Origin of the sequence: Streptomyces sp. NPDC020983 (genome assembly GCF_044333485.1) — a bacterium.
Classification (GTDB): Bacteria; Actinomycetota; Actinomycetes; order Streptomycetales; family Streptomycetaceae; genus Actinacidiphila.
The window spans coordinates 78,323-92,074 of record NZ_JBIRRA010000015.1; the positions used below are offsets into that span (position 1 = coordinate 78,323).

Below are 13,752 nucleotides of genomic sequence, written 5' to 3' on the forward strand. Positions count from 1 at the left end.
GAAACCCCCTGTGTCGATGAAAGTCTCGGACTACGTACTGCACCGCCTGCGCGAATGGGATGTCGACCATGTCTTCGCCTACGCGGGCGACGGCATCAACGGCCTGCTCGCCGCCTGGGGGCGGGCCGGCGACAAGCCGCGCTTCGTCCAGGCGCGGCACGAGGAGATGGCCGCCTTCGAGGCGGTCGGCTACGCGAAGTTCTCCGGCAGGGTCGGGGTGTGCGCGGCCACGTCGGGGCCCGGCGCCATCCACCTGCTCAACGGGCTGTACGACGCCAAGCTCGACCACGTGCCGGTCGTCGCGATCGTCGGCCAGACCAACCGCAGCGCCATGGGCGGCAGCTACCAGCAGGAGGTGGACCTGGCGAACCTCTACAAGGACGTCGCCGGCGACTTCTGCGAGACCGTCACCGTTCCCGAGCAGCTGCCGAACGTGCTGGACCGCGCGCTGCGCACGGCGTACTCCCGGCACACCGTCACCGCCGTGATCATCCCGGCCGACGTGCAGGAGCTGGAGTACAGCGCCCCCACGCACGCCTTCAAGATGGTCCCGTCCAGCCTGGGTGTCGCGGACTACGCGCCGGTCCCGTCCGACGAGGACCTGCACCGCGCCGCCGAGGTGCTGAACGCGGGCGAGAAGGTGGCGATCCTGGTCGGGCAGGGCGCCCGGGGCGCGCGCGCCGAGGTCGAGCACGCCGCGGACGTGCTGGGCGCCGGCGTCGCCAAGGCGCTGCTGGGCAAGGACGTGCTCTCCGACGAGCTGCCGTTCGTCACGGGGTCCGTCGGCCTGCTGGGCACGCGGCCGTCGTACGAGATGATGCGCGACTGCGACACCCTGCTGGTCGTCGGGTCGAGCTTCCCCTACACGCAGTTCCTGCCGGAGTTCGGGCAGGCGCGGGCGGTGCAGATCGACGTCGACCCGTTCATGATCGGCCTGCGCTACCCCTTCGAGGTCAACCTCGTCGGCGACGCGGCCGGCACCCTCAAGCGGCTGCTGCCGCAGCTGAAGGCGAAGAAGCACGGCAAGTGGCGCAAGACGATCGAGAAGAACACCGAGCGCTGGTGGGACGTCATGCAGCGGCGCGCGAGCGTGGACGCCGACCCGGTCAACCCCGAGTACGTGGTGCACGCACTCGACGAGCTGCTGCCCGACAACGTCATCCTGGCCGCCGACTCCGGCTCGGCCGCCAACTGGTACGCCCGGCACCTGCGGATGCGCGGCGCGATGCGCGGGTCCCTGTCCGGCACGCTCGCCACGATGGGCCCGGGCGTGCCGTACGTCATCGGTGCGAAGTTCGCGCACCCCGAGAGGCCCGCGCTGGCCATCGTCGGCGACGGCGCCATGCAGATGAACGGCATGGCCGAGCTGATCACCGCGTCCAAGTACTGGCGTGACTGGGCGGACCCGCGGCTGGTCGTCGCGGTGCTGAACAACCAGGACCTCAACCAGGTGACGTGGGAGATGCGCGCGATGGAGGGCGCCCCCCAGTTCCTGCCCTCGCAGTCCATCCCGGACGTCCGCTACGCCGACTTCGCGCGCTCCCTCGGGCTGGACGGCGTCCGCGTCGAGGAGCCCGGCGGGGTGCGGGACGCCTGGCAGCGGGCACTGGCCGCGGACCGGCCCTTCGTCATCGACTTCCGCACCGACCCGGCCGTCCCGCCCATCCCGCCGCACGCCACGTGGGACCAGATCGAGGCGGCCGCCTCGGCCGTGCTCCACGGCGACAGCGACAGCGCCTCGATCGTCCGGCAGGGCGTGAAGGCCAAGATCCAGGAGATGCTGCCGGGCCGCAGGCACCGCGAGGACCGTCCCGGTGCCGGGGACGAGGTGTGAGCGGCCCCTCCGGTGCGGACGGGGGGCAGCCGCGGATCGAGGCGCTGCGGACGGCGGTCTACACCGTGCCGACCGAGGTGCCCGAGGCCGACGGCACCGCGGCGTGGACGGCCACCACCCTGGTGACCGTCCACGCCGAGGCCGCCGGGGCCACCGGCCTCGGCTGGACCTACGGCTCCCCCGCCGCCGCGGCCGTGGTCGACGCGCACCTCGCGCCGGCCGTCACCGGCCGCCCGGTGTGGGACGTGCCGGCCGCCAACGAGGCGATGACGCGGGCGGTGCGCAACGCCGCCCGCCCCGGCATCGCGGGGCACGCGGTGTCCGCGGTCGACATCGCCCTGTGGGACCTCAAGGCGCGGCTGCTCGGCCTGCCGCTGGTGTCCCTGCTCGGCGCGGCCCGCGAGGAGGTGCCGGTCTACGGCAGTGGCGGCTTCACCACCTACGACGACACCCGGCAGGACCGCCAGCTGCGCGGCTGGACCGAGGACCTCGGCATCCCGCGGGTGAAGATCAAGATCGGCGAGTCGTGGGGCACCGCCGGGGACCGCGACCGGCGGCGGATCAGCGCGGCCCGGCGCTCGGTGGGCTCGGCCGAGCTGTACGTCGACGCGAACGGCGGCTGCACCGCCAAGCAGGCCGTGCGCCTCGCCGCCCATCTCGACGCGGAGGACGTGACGTGGTTCGAGGAGCCCGTCTCCTCCGACGACCTGCCGGGCCTGGCCCGGATCCGCGACGCGGTGCGCCAGGACGTGACGGCGGGCGAGTACGGCTACACGCTCGCGTACTTCGAGCAGATGCTCGCGGCCGGCGCCGTGGACTGCCTCCAGGCCGACGTCACCCGCTGCGGGGGCGTCACCGTCTGGCTGCGGGCGGCGGCCCTCGCCGAGGCGCGCGGGCTCCAGATCTCCGGCCACTGCGCCCCCCACCTGCACGCGCACGCCGCCGCGGCCGTGCCCAACCTCCGCCACCTGGAGTGGTTCCACGACCACGTCAGGATCGAGCGGACGCTCTTCACCGGCGCCCTCGACCCCTCGGGCGGCACGGTCCGCCCCGGCGCCGGCGGCTCGCCGGGCCACGGGATGGAGCTGCGCGGTCCGGACGCCGAGCGCTACCGGGAGGGCTGAGCCGCCCCGCGGCGCACGGCACCGGGCGGTGGGCGTGCCCGCATCGCCCGGCCCGCCGCCGCTCCCGGCGCAGGCCCGTCACCGGACGGCCGGCTCCAGGGGCCCTGCGTCCGGCACGGCGCCGCCCCCGTCCCGGGCCGCACCACCGCGTGCGGCCCAGCGGGCGGCGGGCCCGGTGGCGTGGGCCGCGGCCGCCGTCAGGGCGCCGAGCAGCAGCCAGCCCGGGGGGCCCCAGTCCAGCAGCAGGGTGGTCAGCACCAGCGGGCCCAGCGTGCGGGCGACGGTCACCCCGGTCCCGAAGAAGCCCTGGTACTCGCCGATCCGGCCCGCCGGAGCCAGGTCGAAGGACAGCTGCCAGGACCCCGCGGACTGCTGCATCTCGGCGACGACCTGGAGTACGGCCCCGGCGAGCAGGACGGCTGTCGCGGGCCCCGCGGAGCGCCCGGCCGACAGTGCGAAGACCGCGCAGCAGGCGAACATCACCAGGCCCGACACCCGCACCGCCCGCACCGCGCTGCCGAGCCCGGTGACGGCGCGCGCGCTCCGCACCTGGAAGAGCGCGACCGCGGCGGTGTTGAGGACGAACAGCCCGGACGCCAGCCACGCCGGTGCCCCGGTGCGCTCGGTGATCCACAGCGGCAGCGCCAGGCTGAGCAGGGGCAGCCTCAGCATCAGGACGGTGTTGAGCAGCGCCACCAGCACGTAGGGGCGGTCGCACAGGACCCCCTGGTGCCCGGACGCCCCCGCGGCCGGCGACGCGTCCCCCGCCCGTGCCGCCGCGGGCAGCCGCAGCAGGAGCAGCGCGCAGCCGAGGAAGCACAGCGCGTCCAGGCCCAGCGCCGCCCGGTAGGCGGCGGCCGTCCCGGCGGCGAGCGCGAGCCCGCCGGCCGCGGCGCCCGCGGCGAGGCCGCTGTTGAGGATCGCCTGGAGCCGCGCCAGCAGCCGGGTGCGCTCGGCGGCCGGGACCAGGCGGGCCAGCAGCGCCTGCCGCGACGCGGCCAGACCGGACTGGGCCGCGGTGTAGACGCACGCCACGGCGACGAAGGCGGCGAAGCCGCGCACCAGCAGGAAGCCGCCCACCGCCGCCGAGGTGGCCAGGGCCAGCAGCACCGAGGTGCCGCGCGGTCCGCGCCGGTCGGCGAGCCGGCCGAGCGGTACGCCGGCGAGCGAGCCGGCGGCCCAGGCGACGGTCAGCCCGAGCCCCGTACGGCCGGCGGACAGGCCGAGGGCACGGGTGAAGTAGAGCGCCGACGTGGTGTAGAAGGCGCCGTCGCCGACGGAGTTGGCGAGCTGGGCGAGCGCGAGGCGGTGCTGCGGTCGGGTCGTCACACCCGTGACGCTACGGCTCGGGCGGGCCGCTGATCAGGCCCATTCCCGCGGTCTTTTCCTGGCCCACCTGCCGCCTGTCCGGCACGGGCGCCCGCCGGTGACGGCCGGTCAGAGCTGCGCCGTGAGCGCCACCAGCAGGCCGGCCAGGCCCACCATCAGCCAGGCCACGTAGTCGGCGATGTGACCGGAGTGCAGGCGGCGCAGCGGCACCACCAGCCGCCGCTCGGCCGACCGCGCCGCGGCACGCAGCGGGCGGCCCGCCGGATGGAGCGCCAGCAGCGCCACGGCCACCGCGGCCGCGGCCGAGAGCAGCCCGAGCAGCACGCCGGAGGCGGTCCACGCGGCATCCGGGGCGGTGGGCGGCAGCGGGACGGCGGCGCCGCGGACCTGGGCCAGGTACCCGGCGCGGTCGCCGAAGGCCGCGGCCGCGCCGGCGAGCGCCCGCCCGGCCGCGGGCCACAGGCCGAGCGCGAGGGCGCCCAGCAGCAGCGCGGCGGGCACGGCGGTCATGGCGCGCGGCACCCTGCGCTGCGGGTCGCGCACCTCGGGCTCCTCCCCCGCACCACTGGTCTCGACGTCGGAGTGGCTCGGCTCGGGCCGCGGGCCGGCGCCGCGGAAGATCCGCAGGCCCGCGCGCAGCACGGCGCCGCCGGTCAGCGCGGACACCAGGACGTAGAGCGCGGGCAGCACCGGCAGGTGCTCCCCGGCGGCGTGCTCGGCCACCCCCTTGCCCAGCGCGGTGCCGAAGGGCGGCAGCCCGGCGAGCGCGAGGGCCCCGGTGAGGAAGAGCGCGCCGGTGTACGGCGAGCCGCGCTCGGTGCCGTACAGGCCGTGCTCGTCGACCGAGCCGTGCCGGTCGAGCAGGACGCCGGTCAGGCCGAAGAGCGCCGCCTTGACCCCGGCGTGCCCGGCGACGTAGAGCGCGGTGCCGGCGGTCGCGGCGCCCGCGTGCAGGCTCAGGCCCAGCAGCCACAGCCCCGAGTGCGCGATGGTGGAGAAGGCCAGCATCCGCTTGAGGTGCCGCTGCTGCCAGCACATCACGGCGCCGGTGAGGGCGGTCAGCGCTCCGAGCGTGCCCAGGGTGCGGGTGAGGGCCTCCGGCGGGATGCCGCCCGGGCCCGAGAAGACCGTGAGCTGGACGCGCGCGGCACCGTACAGGCCCAGCTCGACCATGACACCGGACATGAGCATGCACACCGGTGTGGGCGCCACCGCGTGCGCGTCCGGCAGCCAGAAGTGGAAGGGCACGATCGCGGCCTTCACCAGCAGGCCGGCCATGACGAGCACGAAGGCGGTGACGGTGAGCGCGTCGGTGCGGTGGCCGGCCAGGGCGGCGCCGATCTGGGCCATGCCCAGCTCACCGGTGCGCGCGTAGAGCAGGCCGATACCGAGCAGCGAGCAGTACGCGGCCAGCGAGTTGACGACGCCGAAGGTGAGGGCGCCGTGCAGCGGGCGCGGGTCCTCGATGCGGAAGCCCGTCAGGGCGTAGGCGACGACGCCCATCAGCTCGAAGAAGACGAACGCGTCGAAGAGGTCGCCGGTCAGCGCGAAGCCGCACATGCCCGCCTCGAAGAGCAGCAGCAGCGCGGGGAAGGTGCCGCGGTGCCGGGCGGGCGGCTCGTCGAAGTAGCGCCAGGAGTAGACGAGCACGGCCGCGATCAGCAGGGCGACGAGCAGTGCGAGCCCGGCGCCGAGCCGGTCGGCGACCAGGACGATGCCGACGCTGTGCCCGCCGTGCGGCGTCCAGCCCCCGGCCCAGGACACCGCCCGCCCGCCGGCGTCCCCGATCCGCGCCCACAGCAGGGCGGTCTCCGCGACGGTCCCGGCGGCGAAGGCGGTGGCGAGCGCGTCCGTGGCCGTACGCGGCAGCACCCGCCCGGCCAGGACCAGCACCGCCGCGCCCAGCAGCGGGAGCGCGACGGCGAGCGGCAGCAGGTCGGCGGTCCCCCGCCCGGTGGGCAGCACGCGGGAAGCCCTCAGCCCTTCAGGTCGGTGAGCGCTTCCGGGTCCACCGTCCCGGTGCGCTTGCGGATCTGGATGACCAGGCTCAGCAGCAGCGCGGTCACGGTCGCCCCCACCACCACGTCGGTGAGGACCAGGGCCTGCACCACGGGGTCGACGACGGGCGTCCCGACGGGGATGTCCGAGAAGACCGGGGCGGTGCCGCCGCGCCGGTAGCCGATGCCGAGCAGCAGCACGTACGTCGAGGACTGCGCCACCGCCAGGCTGCCGACGGTGTGCACCAGGTTGCGGCTGGTCACCATGCCGTAGACGCCGGCCAGGAAGATCCAGCCGGCGGCGAGGAAGGGCAGGACGCTCACCGTTCTTCTCCTCCTTCGGCGTGCTCGTCGATCTCGACGGCCTGGTCCAGGAACTGCGCGACGAGCACGATCACCCCGGAGGCGACCTCCAGCCCCACGGCGGCGTTCACCAGCGGCACCAGGCCGCCGGAGGCCAGCTGGTTGAAGGTGCCGAGCGGCAGCACGTTCTCCAGGAAGGCGCCGCCCGCGATCAGCCCGGCGAAGCCGACCGCGGTGAACGCCCCGGCGCCGACCGCGTCCAGCGCGGCGAAGACGGCGAGCGGGCGCACCCGGCGCAGCACCCGGTAGTCGGCCGCCACGTACGCCAGGTGCAGCCCCGTCGCGAGCATCACCCCGCCCTGGAAGCCGCCGCCCGGGCTGAGCTGGCCGTGGGCCACGACGTAGCCGCCCACCAGCACGGTGACCGGCAGCAGGCCCGCGCCGAGCAGCAGTGTGGAGGGCAGGACGGGCTGGGGCGCGGGCTCGGCGCGGTCCTCGTCGCGCGCCCGGCGCAGCAGGACGACGGAGCCGAGGACGGCGGCGAACAGGATCGACTCCTCGCCGAGGGTGTCCAGGGCGCGCTGGTCGAAGTTGACGGACGAGATGACGTTCGCGGTGTGCTGCCGCACCGCCGCCGTCACCGCCCTGCTCCCGTACGGGTGGACGGCGGTGCCGAAGTGCGGCAGACCGGTGCAGGCGAGCGCGAAGAAGACCGCGAAGACGGCGGCGGCCAGCAGGAACACGATGCCGCGGGCCCGCCGGCTCACCGGCCGCCTCCCCGCCGGTCCTCGGCCGCGCCGCCGTCCTGCGCGGCGTCCTCCGGGCGGCCGCGCGCGCTGCGGCGGACCTTGCGGACCGTCAGCAGGACCAGCAGCGGGGTGATCGCGCTGCCCACCGCGAGCTGCGACAGGGCCACGTCGGGTGCCTGCACCAGCAGGAACAGCAGCGCCAGGCACACACCGAGCACCGACAGCAGCACCGACTGGCGCACCGGGTCGCGGGTGAGCGCGGCCGCGGTCGCGGCGGCCACCACCAGGACGAGTGCGGCGGCGACGAGGAAATCGCCGGCCGCGGCGGGGGTGTTCACGCCGGCGGCTCCCCTTCCGGCTCCGTGCCCGCCCCGGGCCCGGGCGCCGCTCCGGTACGGATCATCGTGCGGCCGACGACGACCGTGGTCACCGGTCCGGACACGGCGGTGAGCGCGCCGACGACCAGCAGCTTCACCGCCGCCCGGCCGGCGCCCGCGTCCACCGCCAGCCCCAGGCACACCAGCGGGACGCCGAGGCCGGTCGCGGGCGCGAGCGCGTGCAGCCTGCCGTACGGGGTGGGCAGCACCGCGAGGGCCGCGGCGGCCAGCAGCAGCGCGGCGGCGCCGCACCACAGCAGCACGAGGGCGAGGACGTGGGTGGCGCTCATCCGGTGTCCTCCGTCTCCTCCCGCCGCCCCGCGGGGCCCGCGCCTCCCGCGAGGCAGCGGGCGTAGACCAGCGTGGACGTCGGCGCGAGCACCGCCGCCACGAGGGCGACGTCCACGTACGAGGTGCGGTGCAGCCCGCGGGCGGCGAGCAGGAAGACGGCGACGGCCATGGTGCCCGCGAGCGAGGTCGCGGCGAGCCGCTGCGCGGGCGCCCCCCGGGACGCCCGCCACACGCACGGGCCGACCCCGGCGGGCAGCAGCACGCAGGCCGCGAGCAGCCAGGCGTTCACGGCAGCCGCCGGAGGCCGAGGGCGCGCTCGACGGGCGAGGCCCCCCGGGCGGGGCCGGCGAGCAGATGGACGGTCAGTTCCGTTGCGCTCCCCCGGGCGCGGCCGGGGGCGACGTCGACGACGCAGGCGCCGGGGGTCGCCGACAGCAGTACCGCGACGACGGCGGGGTCGCCGCCCGCTGGGACGCGCACGGTGACCGGTCGGTCGTCGGCGGGCCCGCCTCCGCGGCGGACCAGGGCGCGGGCGACGGCGCCGGCCAGCTCCGCCGTCTCGCGCAGCAGGGCGGCCGGTAGGGCGGCGAGCGCCGCGGCGGTCCGGCGGTCCGCCCGGATTGCGGGCCGCTCCGCGCGGCGCACGGCGTCCGCGGCGCAGCCGCCCAGGAGGGCGAGGCCGCCGCCGACGGCCCACTCCAGCGGGGTCACCGCCGAGATGAGGACGACGTAGAGGACGAGCAGCAGGGCCGCCCACGCCACGACGGTGACGGCCGAGGCGAGCGCGTGGTTCGTGCTGCGCACTTCCCCGCCTCCTCCCGCTCCGCCTCCTCCCGCTCCGGCGCCTTCCGGGCTGGCGCCCGGCGGCCACTCCTACGCCATGCGCAGCGTCTGTCCCCTCCGCCGCGCCGAAAACCCACCGCGCCGCCCCTCCTGCGGCGCAACGGCGCCGGGCCTCGGGCCTCTCGCGGTGCACGGCCGGCCTTCCCGCCGCGGGGGCCGGTCGCGCGGTCGCCAGGGCCCCCGGAGAGGCCCCGCGCGGGGGGGCGCGGCTCAGGCCTCCGAGGGCAGGAGGGACGGGTCCGCCGCCGCGGCGCGCAGGCGCGTGAGGATGCCGCGGGCCGCCAGCCGGTAGCCGGTGTCGTCGCCGTGGAGGACGGACTCCCCGTTGGCCAGCTCCATCAGTGCGCAGAGCTCGAAGACGAGCTGCGCCCCGTCGACGTCGGCCCGGGCCTGGCCCGTCCGCTGGGCCTCGCGCAGCGCCTGCTCCAGGAAGGAGAACCAGTTCCGCCGCGCCGCCGCGATCGTGTCGTGCAGCCGCCCCGGCCGGGCGTCGTACTCGGCGGCGACGGCGTAGAAGAAGCAGCCGCCGGGGAAGATCCGGCGCTGCGAGTACGCCAGCCAGCCCGTGCACAGCCGCCACAGCCGGTCGATGCCGTGCGGCAGCTCGTCCGCCGGGTGCACGACGTGCTCCAGGAAGACGCGGATCGCGAAGCGCACGGTCGCCAGCTGGAGGTCCTCCTTGGAGCCGAAGAGCGCGAAGACGCCGCTCTTGCTGAGCCCCAGGTCACCGGCCAGCCGCCCGACCGTCAGCCCGTCCAGGCCCTCCACCGACGCCACGGCGACGGCGTGGCGCAGCACCAGACGCCGGGTCTCGTTGCCGCGCGCGACCCGGCCGTCGGCACTTCCGCGCGCCGTGCGGGACCTGCCCGCCGCGCGGGAGCCCGCCGGGTCCCGCCCCGTGTCCGTGGCCGCCACCGAAGCCTCCGCCGGGTCGCCGTTCCGCATCCGCCCCAGCCTACGCGGGACCGCACGGCCGAAGGGCCGCCGCCCGGCCCGCGCAGCCGGCCGGGGAATGCCCGGGCGGCCGGCTGCGTTGACGCCACCGCAAGACGAAAACGACAACCATGCCGGACAAGAGCCGGAGAGGAAGTGGTCCCATGGCCCGCAGCGAACAGCGCCCGGTGGTCACCCTGCGCTCCACCGCCGGGACGGGGCACAGCTACGTGACCCGCAAGAACCGCCGCAACAACCCCGACCGGCTGACGCTGCTGAAGTACGACCCCGTCGCCCGGGCGCACGTGCTCTTCCGCGAGGAGCGCTGACCGCCCGCACCGGCACGCACACCGGCCCCCGACCCCACCGCGAGAGGACACCCATGAAGCACGGCATCCACCCCGAGTCCCGCCCCGTGGTCTTCCGCGACAAGGCCGGCGACCTCGCCTTCCTCACCAGGTCCACGGCGACCGCCGACCGCACCGTCGTGTGGACGGACGGGCGCAGCTACCCCGTCGTCGACGTGGAGATCTCCTCGGCGAGCCACCCCTTCTACACCGGCCGTGCCCGCGAACTCGACACCGCGGGACGCGTCGAGCGCTTCCGCCGGCGCTACGGCCGAAGCGCCGGCTGATCCGGCCGCGAACCACCGGGCCGCGCCCCCCCGACCACGGGGGGCGCGGCCCGTCACATTTCCCGCACCGGGCTCGTCACAGGGGGGACCGACCGCGCTCCGCGCCCGTCCGCCGGAACGCGTCCTTGTGAAAGGAAGACCCGATGCGCAATCCCGATCTCTCGACCGATTTCACGATCAAATCAGTGGAACAGCCTGGGCGCCCACATCGCCCCCTCCTCGCACAGAGACGCAGTGGGCGCCTACACCCCGCATGACGTGCGACGATAAGGCATCGCGCCCCGGGTACCAGGTGCTCAGTCGGCTTCACCGCTACTCGGCGGCGGCGGAAATGGGAGAGGTTTGGGAAAGTCCGGTCGCCACCGGCCATGCTCCGGACCCATGAACGCGTCCCACCGAGCCTGCAGCGCGTCCGCGATGTCCTGCTCCATCTTCGGCGTGACGTTGTCGTACAGACCCTCGACGCCGGCCACCTCGTGGCCCATGCGGGCCTCCTGCGCGACCCTCGGGTGCTTGTCCTCGGACAGCATCTCCTTGTGCCAGTGCCGGATCAGGTACTGCCGCTTGCCCGCCATCGCCTCCACGGGCAGGATCTCCGCGCGCGCGTACTGGGAAGTCCGCGCAGGGGCCCCGTCGCGGATCGGCGCCCAGTAGGTCTTGTTGAAGTGGTTGCCGACCTCCCCGCCACGCAGGCCCGGGAACACCCAGGGCGATGCGTGCGACGCGGCGAGCACGGAGTGCATCTCGTGGAGAAACGGCGGAACTACGAGGGTCCGCATCGACTGGTACTTCGGCTCCACGAGCTGCCGCTTGTTGCCGTCGTACTGGACCTGCCACTGCACACGCAGGGCCGGCATGGTCCCGTAGCGCTCCGCAGCCTCGGCGCGGAGGTCGGGATCGGTCTCCGGATCCGAGGAGGGCCACGTCGGTGATGCGTACTCACGGCGCAGGCCGGCCATCTCCCCAGGGGGGCGCATGCCGGTGAACGCGATGGTCCAGATCCACACCCAGCCGGTGTAGCCCCAGACGGCGTGGGCGTTCGTCGCGAGGGCGTGGAGCGTCTCCATCTGGAAGGGGCGCTTCTTCTCGCGATTCTTCTTCGCGTACCGGCCCCGGCGACGCTGAGGTAGCACGGGGCTTTCGGATCGCAGCTTGAACTTCACGGCGTCGTCCATGAGCATGCTGAACAGGCCGAGCACCTGCGAGCAGTGAACGTCACCCATCTCGCCGCGGGCCACTTTCGCCCGGAGTGATCGCCTCCACGCTTCGTACTCCCAGGAGTTGATCTCCGCAACGGCGTGGTTACCCCAGTACGTCACGATCCAGACGTTGATCCGCGACCGGTAGTTCCGCACAGAGTTGTGGCGCAAGTCGAGGGCTTCGATCCACTTGCGGCAGTAGTCCCGCATGAGGACCTTGCCGTCGATCTTGGGGATGTACTTGCCGTGCCGCACCTCGTGCTCGCGGTCGAGTCCGTAGTTCCAGGCTTCCTGCTCGTCCTTGAACTTCGTGCCTCGCTCGGGGCCCGACGCGGAGTCGTACAGCTTGGTGCTGGTCGGCCGGCCGTCGGCGTCGAGCTTGTAGGCGCCGTTCCACCACCTGACGCGGATGCTGCCACCACGGGCCTCGATGTACGGCACAGGAGCCTCCTGGACGGGCGCGGGCCGGCGACCCCCTCGCGCCGGCCCTTGCGCACCGTGTTCTAGTTGTCGTCGCGGGCGATGATGCAGCCGCGGCATGCGGCGCAGTTTCCCCCGGCCCGTGTGACGAGTTCGCGCACGCTCCGCCGGGCGGCCAGGTCGTCTTCTACTCGCGGTGAGGCGAGGCAGACGATGTCGCCGTCGACCGTAGCGGCCCATCCGTCGACACCGGGACCTAGATCCGCAATGAACAGTTTCTCCATGAGCCCTCCCCGTTCGAGCTGTTCTCCGGGAGTGCCCCCAAGTGGTGGATCGATCCTGCCACGGGATGACCGGGGTTGTGAGGGGGATGTGCAGGAAAGGTCACGGTTCAACGTGTAACAAGTTCGTAACCTGCGATGGTTGTACGGAGACTGACCCCGGATCACCACTTGGGGGCGGTTGATCCGGGGCCAGCCACCGTGTCCAACGAGCCTCCCAACCTGGGGAAGTTCACTCGAACGGGTGAATCTTGGCCACTACCTGACGGTTGGTGACTCCGCGAGTCGGATGCGTTCCCGCGGGCGGCAAGCCATTACGCGCGCAATGACTCGATATATCGAGCCTCACCCAAGGTTCCTACCCTGGCCGCCCAACTCGTGATCTTGCCGCCTGAGGTAATCGATGCCGTCCGATGTCGCCCGCCACCGGCGCATCGCAGCCGACCTGGAGCAGCGCATCGCCACCGGCGAATGGCTCCCCGGCGACCAACTGCCCTCCCGTGTGGCACTCGGCCGCGAGTACAAGGTCCACGAACAGACCATCCGGCTGGCCGTACTCCTGCTGCAGCGCCGCGGTGTACTCGAATCCCAAGGCGAGCGGCGGCGGGTCGAGGTGGCGCACGCTGTCGTAGTGCGCGAATTCACCCTCGCCGACGCCGATGCGCCCTGGCCCCGCCAGCAGGTGGAGACCACGCGCCACGGGCAGATCATCGCAACCGACGAGCTCGCACTGCGCCTGGACATCAACCCGGGTCTGCGGCTGAACAGGGAGACCGAGGAGCGCGCAGACGCGGCCGGCCGGTCGGCCATCCATGTCACCTCGTGGTGGCGTGGACAACGACGCGCCCACGCCTCGTATACGGCCACCGTGGACGCGGTACTGGTGTCCCGGGAGCAGGCTGCGGCACTGCGGCTTCCGGTGGACACGGTGGCGTTGCGAGTGGTGCGGACCCGACTGGATGACAGCGGGCGTCCGGTGGAGACTGCTGATCTCATCCTCCCTCGGGACCGTTGGCGGGTGGTATGGCGCTGACGCGGTGGGGGGAGGGCGTCTCCCAGGGTGCCGCTACGCGCATAGTGGGGGCAAGAGTGCAGGCGGAATTGGCGCTCCGCATTTTCCTCGGGCACCTGCGCGGCCCGGCACGGGGGAGCACGGGCCGCGCAGGCGGTCAGGTGGTGCGGGCCGCCCGGTAGGCGTCCCACAGGCGCGCAGCCTCCGGGCACTCCAGGGCACTCTCGATGCTTGCGCAATCCGCACAGCCGGGCCGGTGGTCCAGGTAGGCCTGGTAGGCGGTGCGTTCGCCGTTTTGTGCGATGTGGCCGGCTGCGACCATCAGCGGTTTGGGTCCATTGCCTGTGTCGAGCCAGCGTCCGCCGGTAGCCTCGGTCATGTCGCCACGCTCCTGTCGTGCGGCCATTCCCCCGGGTCGTGTCAGCG

17 protein-coding genes are annotated in these 13,752 nt (G+C 74.1%); 5 read left to right on the plus strand and 12 right to left on the minus strand.

Translation table 11 applies throughout. The annotated features are described in order from the left end of the window. Positions 1-16 precede the first annotated feature (16 nt). Both ACH4SE_RS28950 and ACH4SE_RS28955 read left to right on the plus strand, forming a co-directional pair. Entirely contained in the window at positions 17-1,834 is a 1,818-nt protein-coding gene (locus ACH4SE_RS28950) for a thiamine pyrophosphate-requiring protein (RefSeq protein ID WP_398546669.1), read from the plus strand. Continuing rightward, positions 1,831-2,958, plus strand: coding sequence for an enolase C-terminal domain-like protein (locus ACH4SE_RS28955; RefSeq protein ID WP_398546451.1), 1,128 nt, complete (start codon positions 1,831-1,833; stop codon positions 2,956-2,958). The genes ACH4SE_RS28950 and ACH4SE_RS28955 overlap by 4 nt, the downstream gene beginning before the upstream one ends. Before the next feature lie 78 nt (positions 2,959-3,036). Here ACH4SE_RS28955 and ACH4SE_RS28960 read toward each other — a convergent pair whose 3' ends face one another. From ACH4SE_RS28960 to ACH4SE_RS29000, 9 genes are all read right to left on the minus strand, one after another. Beyond that, positions 3,037-4,287: an MFS transporter gene (locus tag ACH4SE_RS28960; RefSeq protein ID WP_398546452.1), complete on the minus strand. Its 1,251-nt coding sequence runs from the start codon at positions 4,285-4,287 to the stop codon at positions 3,037-3,039. 108 nt (positions 4,288-4,395) lie between these two features. Further along, on the minus strand, positions 4,396-6,252 hold the full coding sequence (locus tag ACH4SE_RS28965) for a complex I subunit 5 family protein (RefSeq protein ID WP_398546453.1): 1,857 nt from the start codon (positions 6,250-6,252) through the stop codon (positions 4,396-4,398). Between the two features lie 11 nt (positions 6,253-6,263). Next, on the minus strand, positions 6,264-6,608 hold the full coding sequence (locus ACH4SE_RS28970; protein WP_398546454.1) for a sodium:proton antiporter: 345 nt from the start codon (positions 6,606-6,608) through the stop codon (positions 6,264-6,266). Next, entirely contained in the window at positions 6,605-7,354 is a 750-nt protein-coding gene (locus ACH4SE_RS28975) for an MnhB domain-containing protein (RefSeq protein ID WP_398546455.1), read from the minus strand. The genes ACH4SE_RS28970 and ACH4SE_RS28975 overlap by 4 nt, the downstream gene beginning before the upstream one ends. Next, positions 7,351-7,674, minus strand: coding sequence for a Na(+)/H(+) antiporter subunit B (locus tag ACH4SE_RS28980; protein WP_398546456.1), 324 nt, complete (start codon positions 7,672-7,674; stop codon positions 7,351-7,353). Before ACH4SE_RS28980 ends, ACH4SE_RS28975 begins: the two co-directional genes overlap by 4 nt. After that, positions 7,671-8,003, minus strand: a complete 333-nt coding sequence (locus tag ACH4SE_RS28985; RefSeq protein WP_398546457.1) for a cation:proton antiporter — start codon at positions 8,001-8,003, stop codon at positions 7,671-7,673. The genes ACH4SE_RS28980 and ACH4SE_RS28985 overlap by 4 nt, the downstream gene beginning before the upstream one ends. Further along, on the minus strand, positions 8,000-8,293 hold the full coding sequence (locus tag ACH4SE_RS28990; protein ID WP_398546458.1) for a monovalent cation/H+ antiporter complex subunit F: 294 nt from the start codon (positions 8,291-8,293) through the stop codon (positions 8,000-8,002). Before ACH4SE_RS28990 ends, ACH4SE_RS28985 begins: the two co-directional genes overlap by 4 nt. Further along, the gene (locus ACH4SE_RS28995) at positions 8,290-8,808 is read right to left on the minus strand and encodes a hypothetical protein (protein ID WP_398546459.1); all 519 of its coding nucleotides are present in this window, start codon (positions 8,806-8,808) and stop codon (positions 8,290-8,292) included. Before ACH4SE_RS28995 ends, ACH4SE_RS28990 begins: the two co-directional genes overlap by 4 nt. Before the next feature lie 249 nt (positions 8,809-9,057). Next, entirely contained in the window at positions 9,058-9,792 is a 735-nt protein-coding gene (locus ACH4SE_RS29000; protein ID WP_398546460.1) for a TetR/AcrR family transcriptional regulator, read from the minus strand. A 152-nt stretch (positions 9,793-9,944) separates the two neighbouring features. Between ACH4SE_RS29000 and rpmG the strand changes: the two genes are divergently transcribed. Beyond that, a complete protein-coding gene (gene rpmG, locus ACH4SE_RS29005; protein ID WP_167984628.1) occupies positions 9,945-10,109 on the plus strand; it encodes a 50S ribosomal protein L33 in 165 nt (54 codons plus the stop codon). Positions 10,110-10,162: 53 nt separating this feature from the next. After that, positions 10,163-10,414, plus strand: coding sequence for a type B 50S ribosomal protein L31 (locus ACH4SE_RS29010; RefSeq protein WP_398546461.1), 252 nt, complete (start codon positions 10,163-10,165; stop codon positions 10,412-10,414). A gap of 296 nt (positions 10,415-10,710) precedes the next feature. On the opposite strand, the gene ACH4SE_RS29015 is transcribed toward ACH4SE_RS29010, so the two are convergent. Together ACH4SE_RS29015 and ACH4SE_RS29020 are read right to left on the minus strand one after the other, a co-directional pair. Beyond that, positions 10,711-12,054: an integrase gene (locus ACH4SE_RS29015; protein ID WP_398546462.1), complete on the minus strand. Its 1,344-nt coding sequence runs from the start codon at positions 12,052-12,054 to the stop codon at positions 10,711-10,713. Positions 12,055-12,116: 62 nt separating this feature from the next. Further along, a complete protein-coding gene (locus ACH4SE_RS29020) occupies positions 12,117-12,317 on the minus strand; it encodes a hypothetical protein (RefSeq protein WP_398546463.1) in 201 nt (66 codons plus the stop codon). A 400-nt stretch (positions 12,318-12,717) separates the two neighbouring features. On the opposite strand from ACH4SE_RS29020, the gene ACH4SE_RS29025 reads away from it, so the two are divergent. Continuing rightward, positions 12,718-13,347: a GntR family transcriptional regulator gene (locus tag ACH4SE_RS29025; protein WP_398546464.1), complete on the plus strand. Its 630-nt coding sequence runs from the start codon at positions 12,718-12,720 to the stop codon at positions 13,345-13,347. A gap of 136 nt (positions 13,348-13,483) precedes the next feature. On the opposite strand, the gene ACH4SE_RS29030 is transcribed toward ACH4SE_RS29025, so the two are convergent. Next, positions 13,484-13,705 carry a hypothetical protein gene (locus ACH4SE_RS29030; protein ID WP_398546465.1) on the minus strand — a complete coding sequence of 74 codons (222 nt, stop codon included), beginning with the start codon at positions 13,703-13,705 and terminating at the stop codon, positions 13,484-13,486. Between the last annotated feature and the right edge of the window lie 47 nt (positions 13,706-13,752).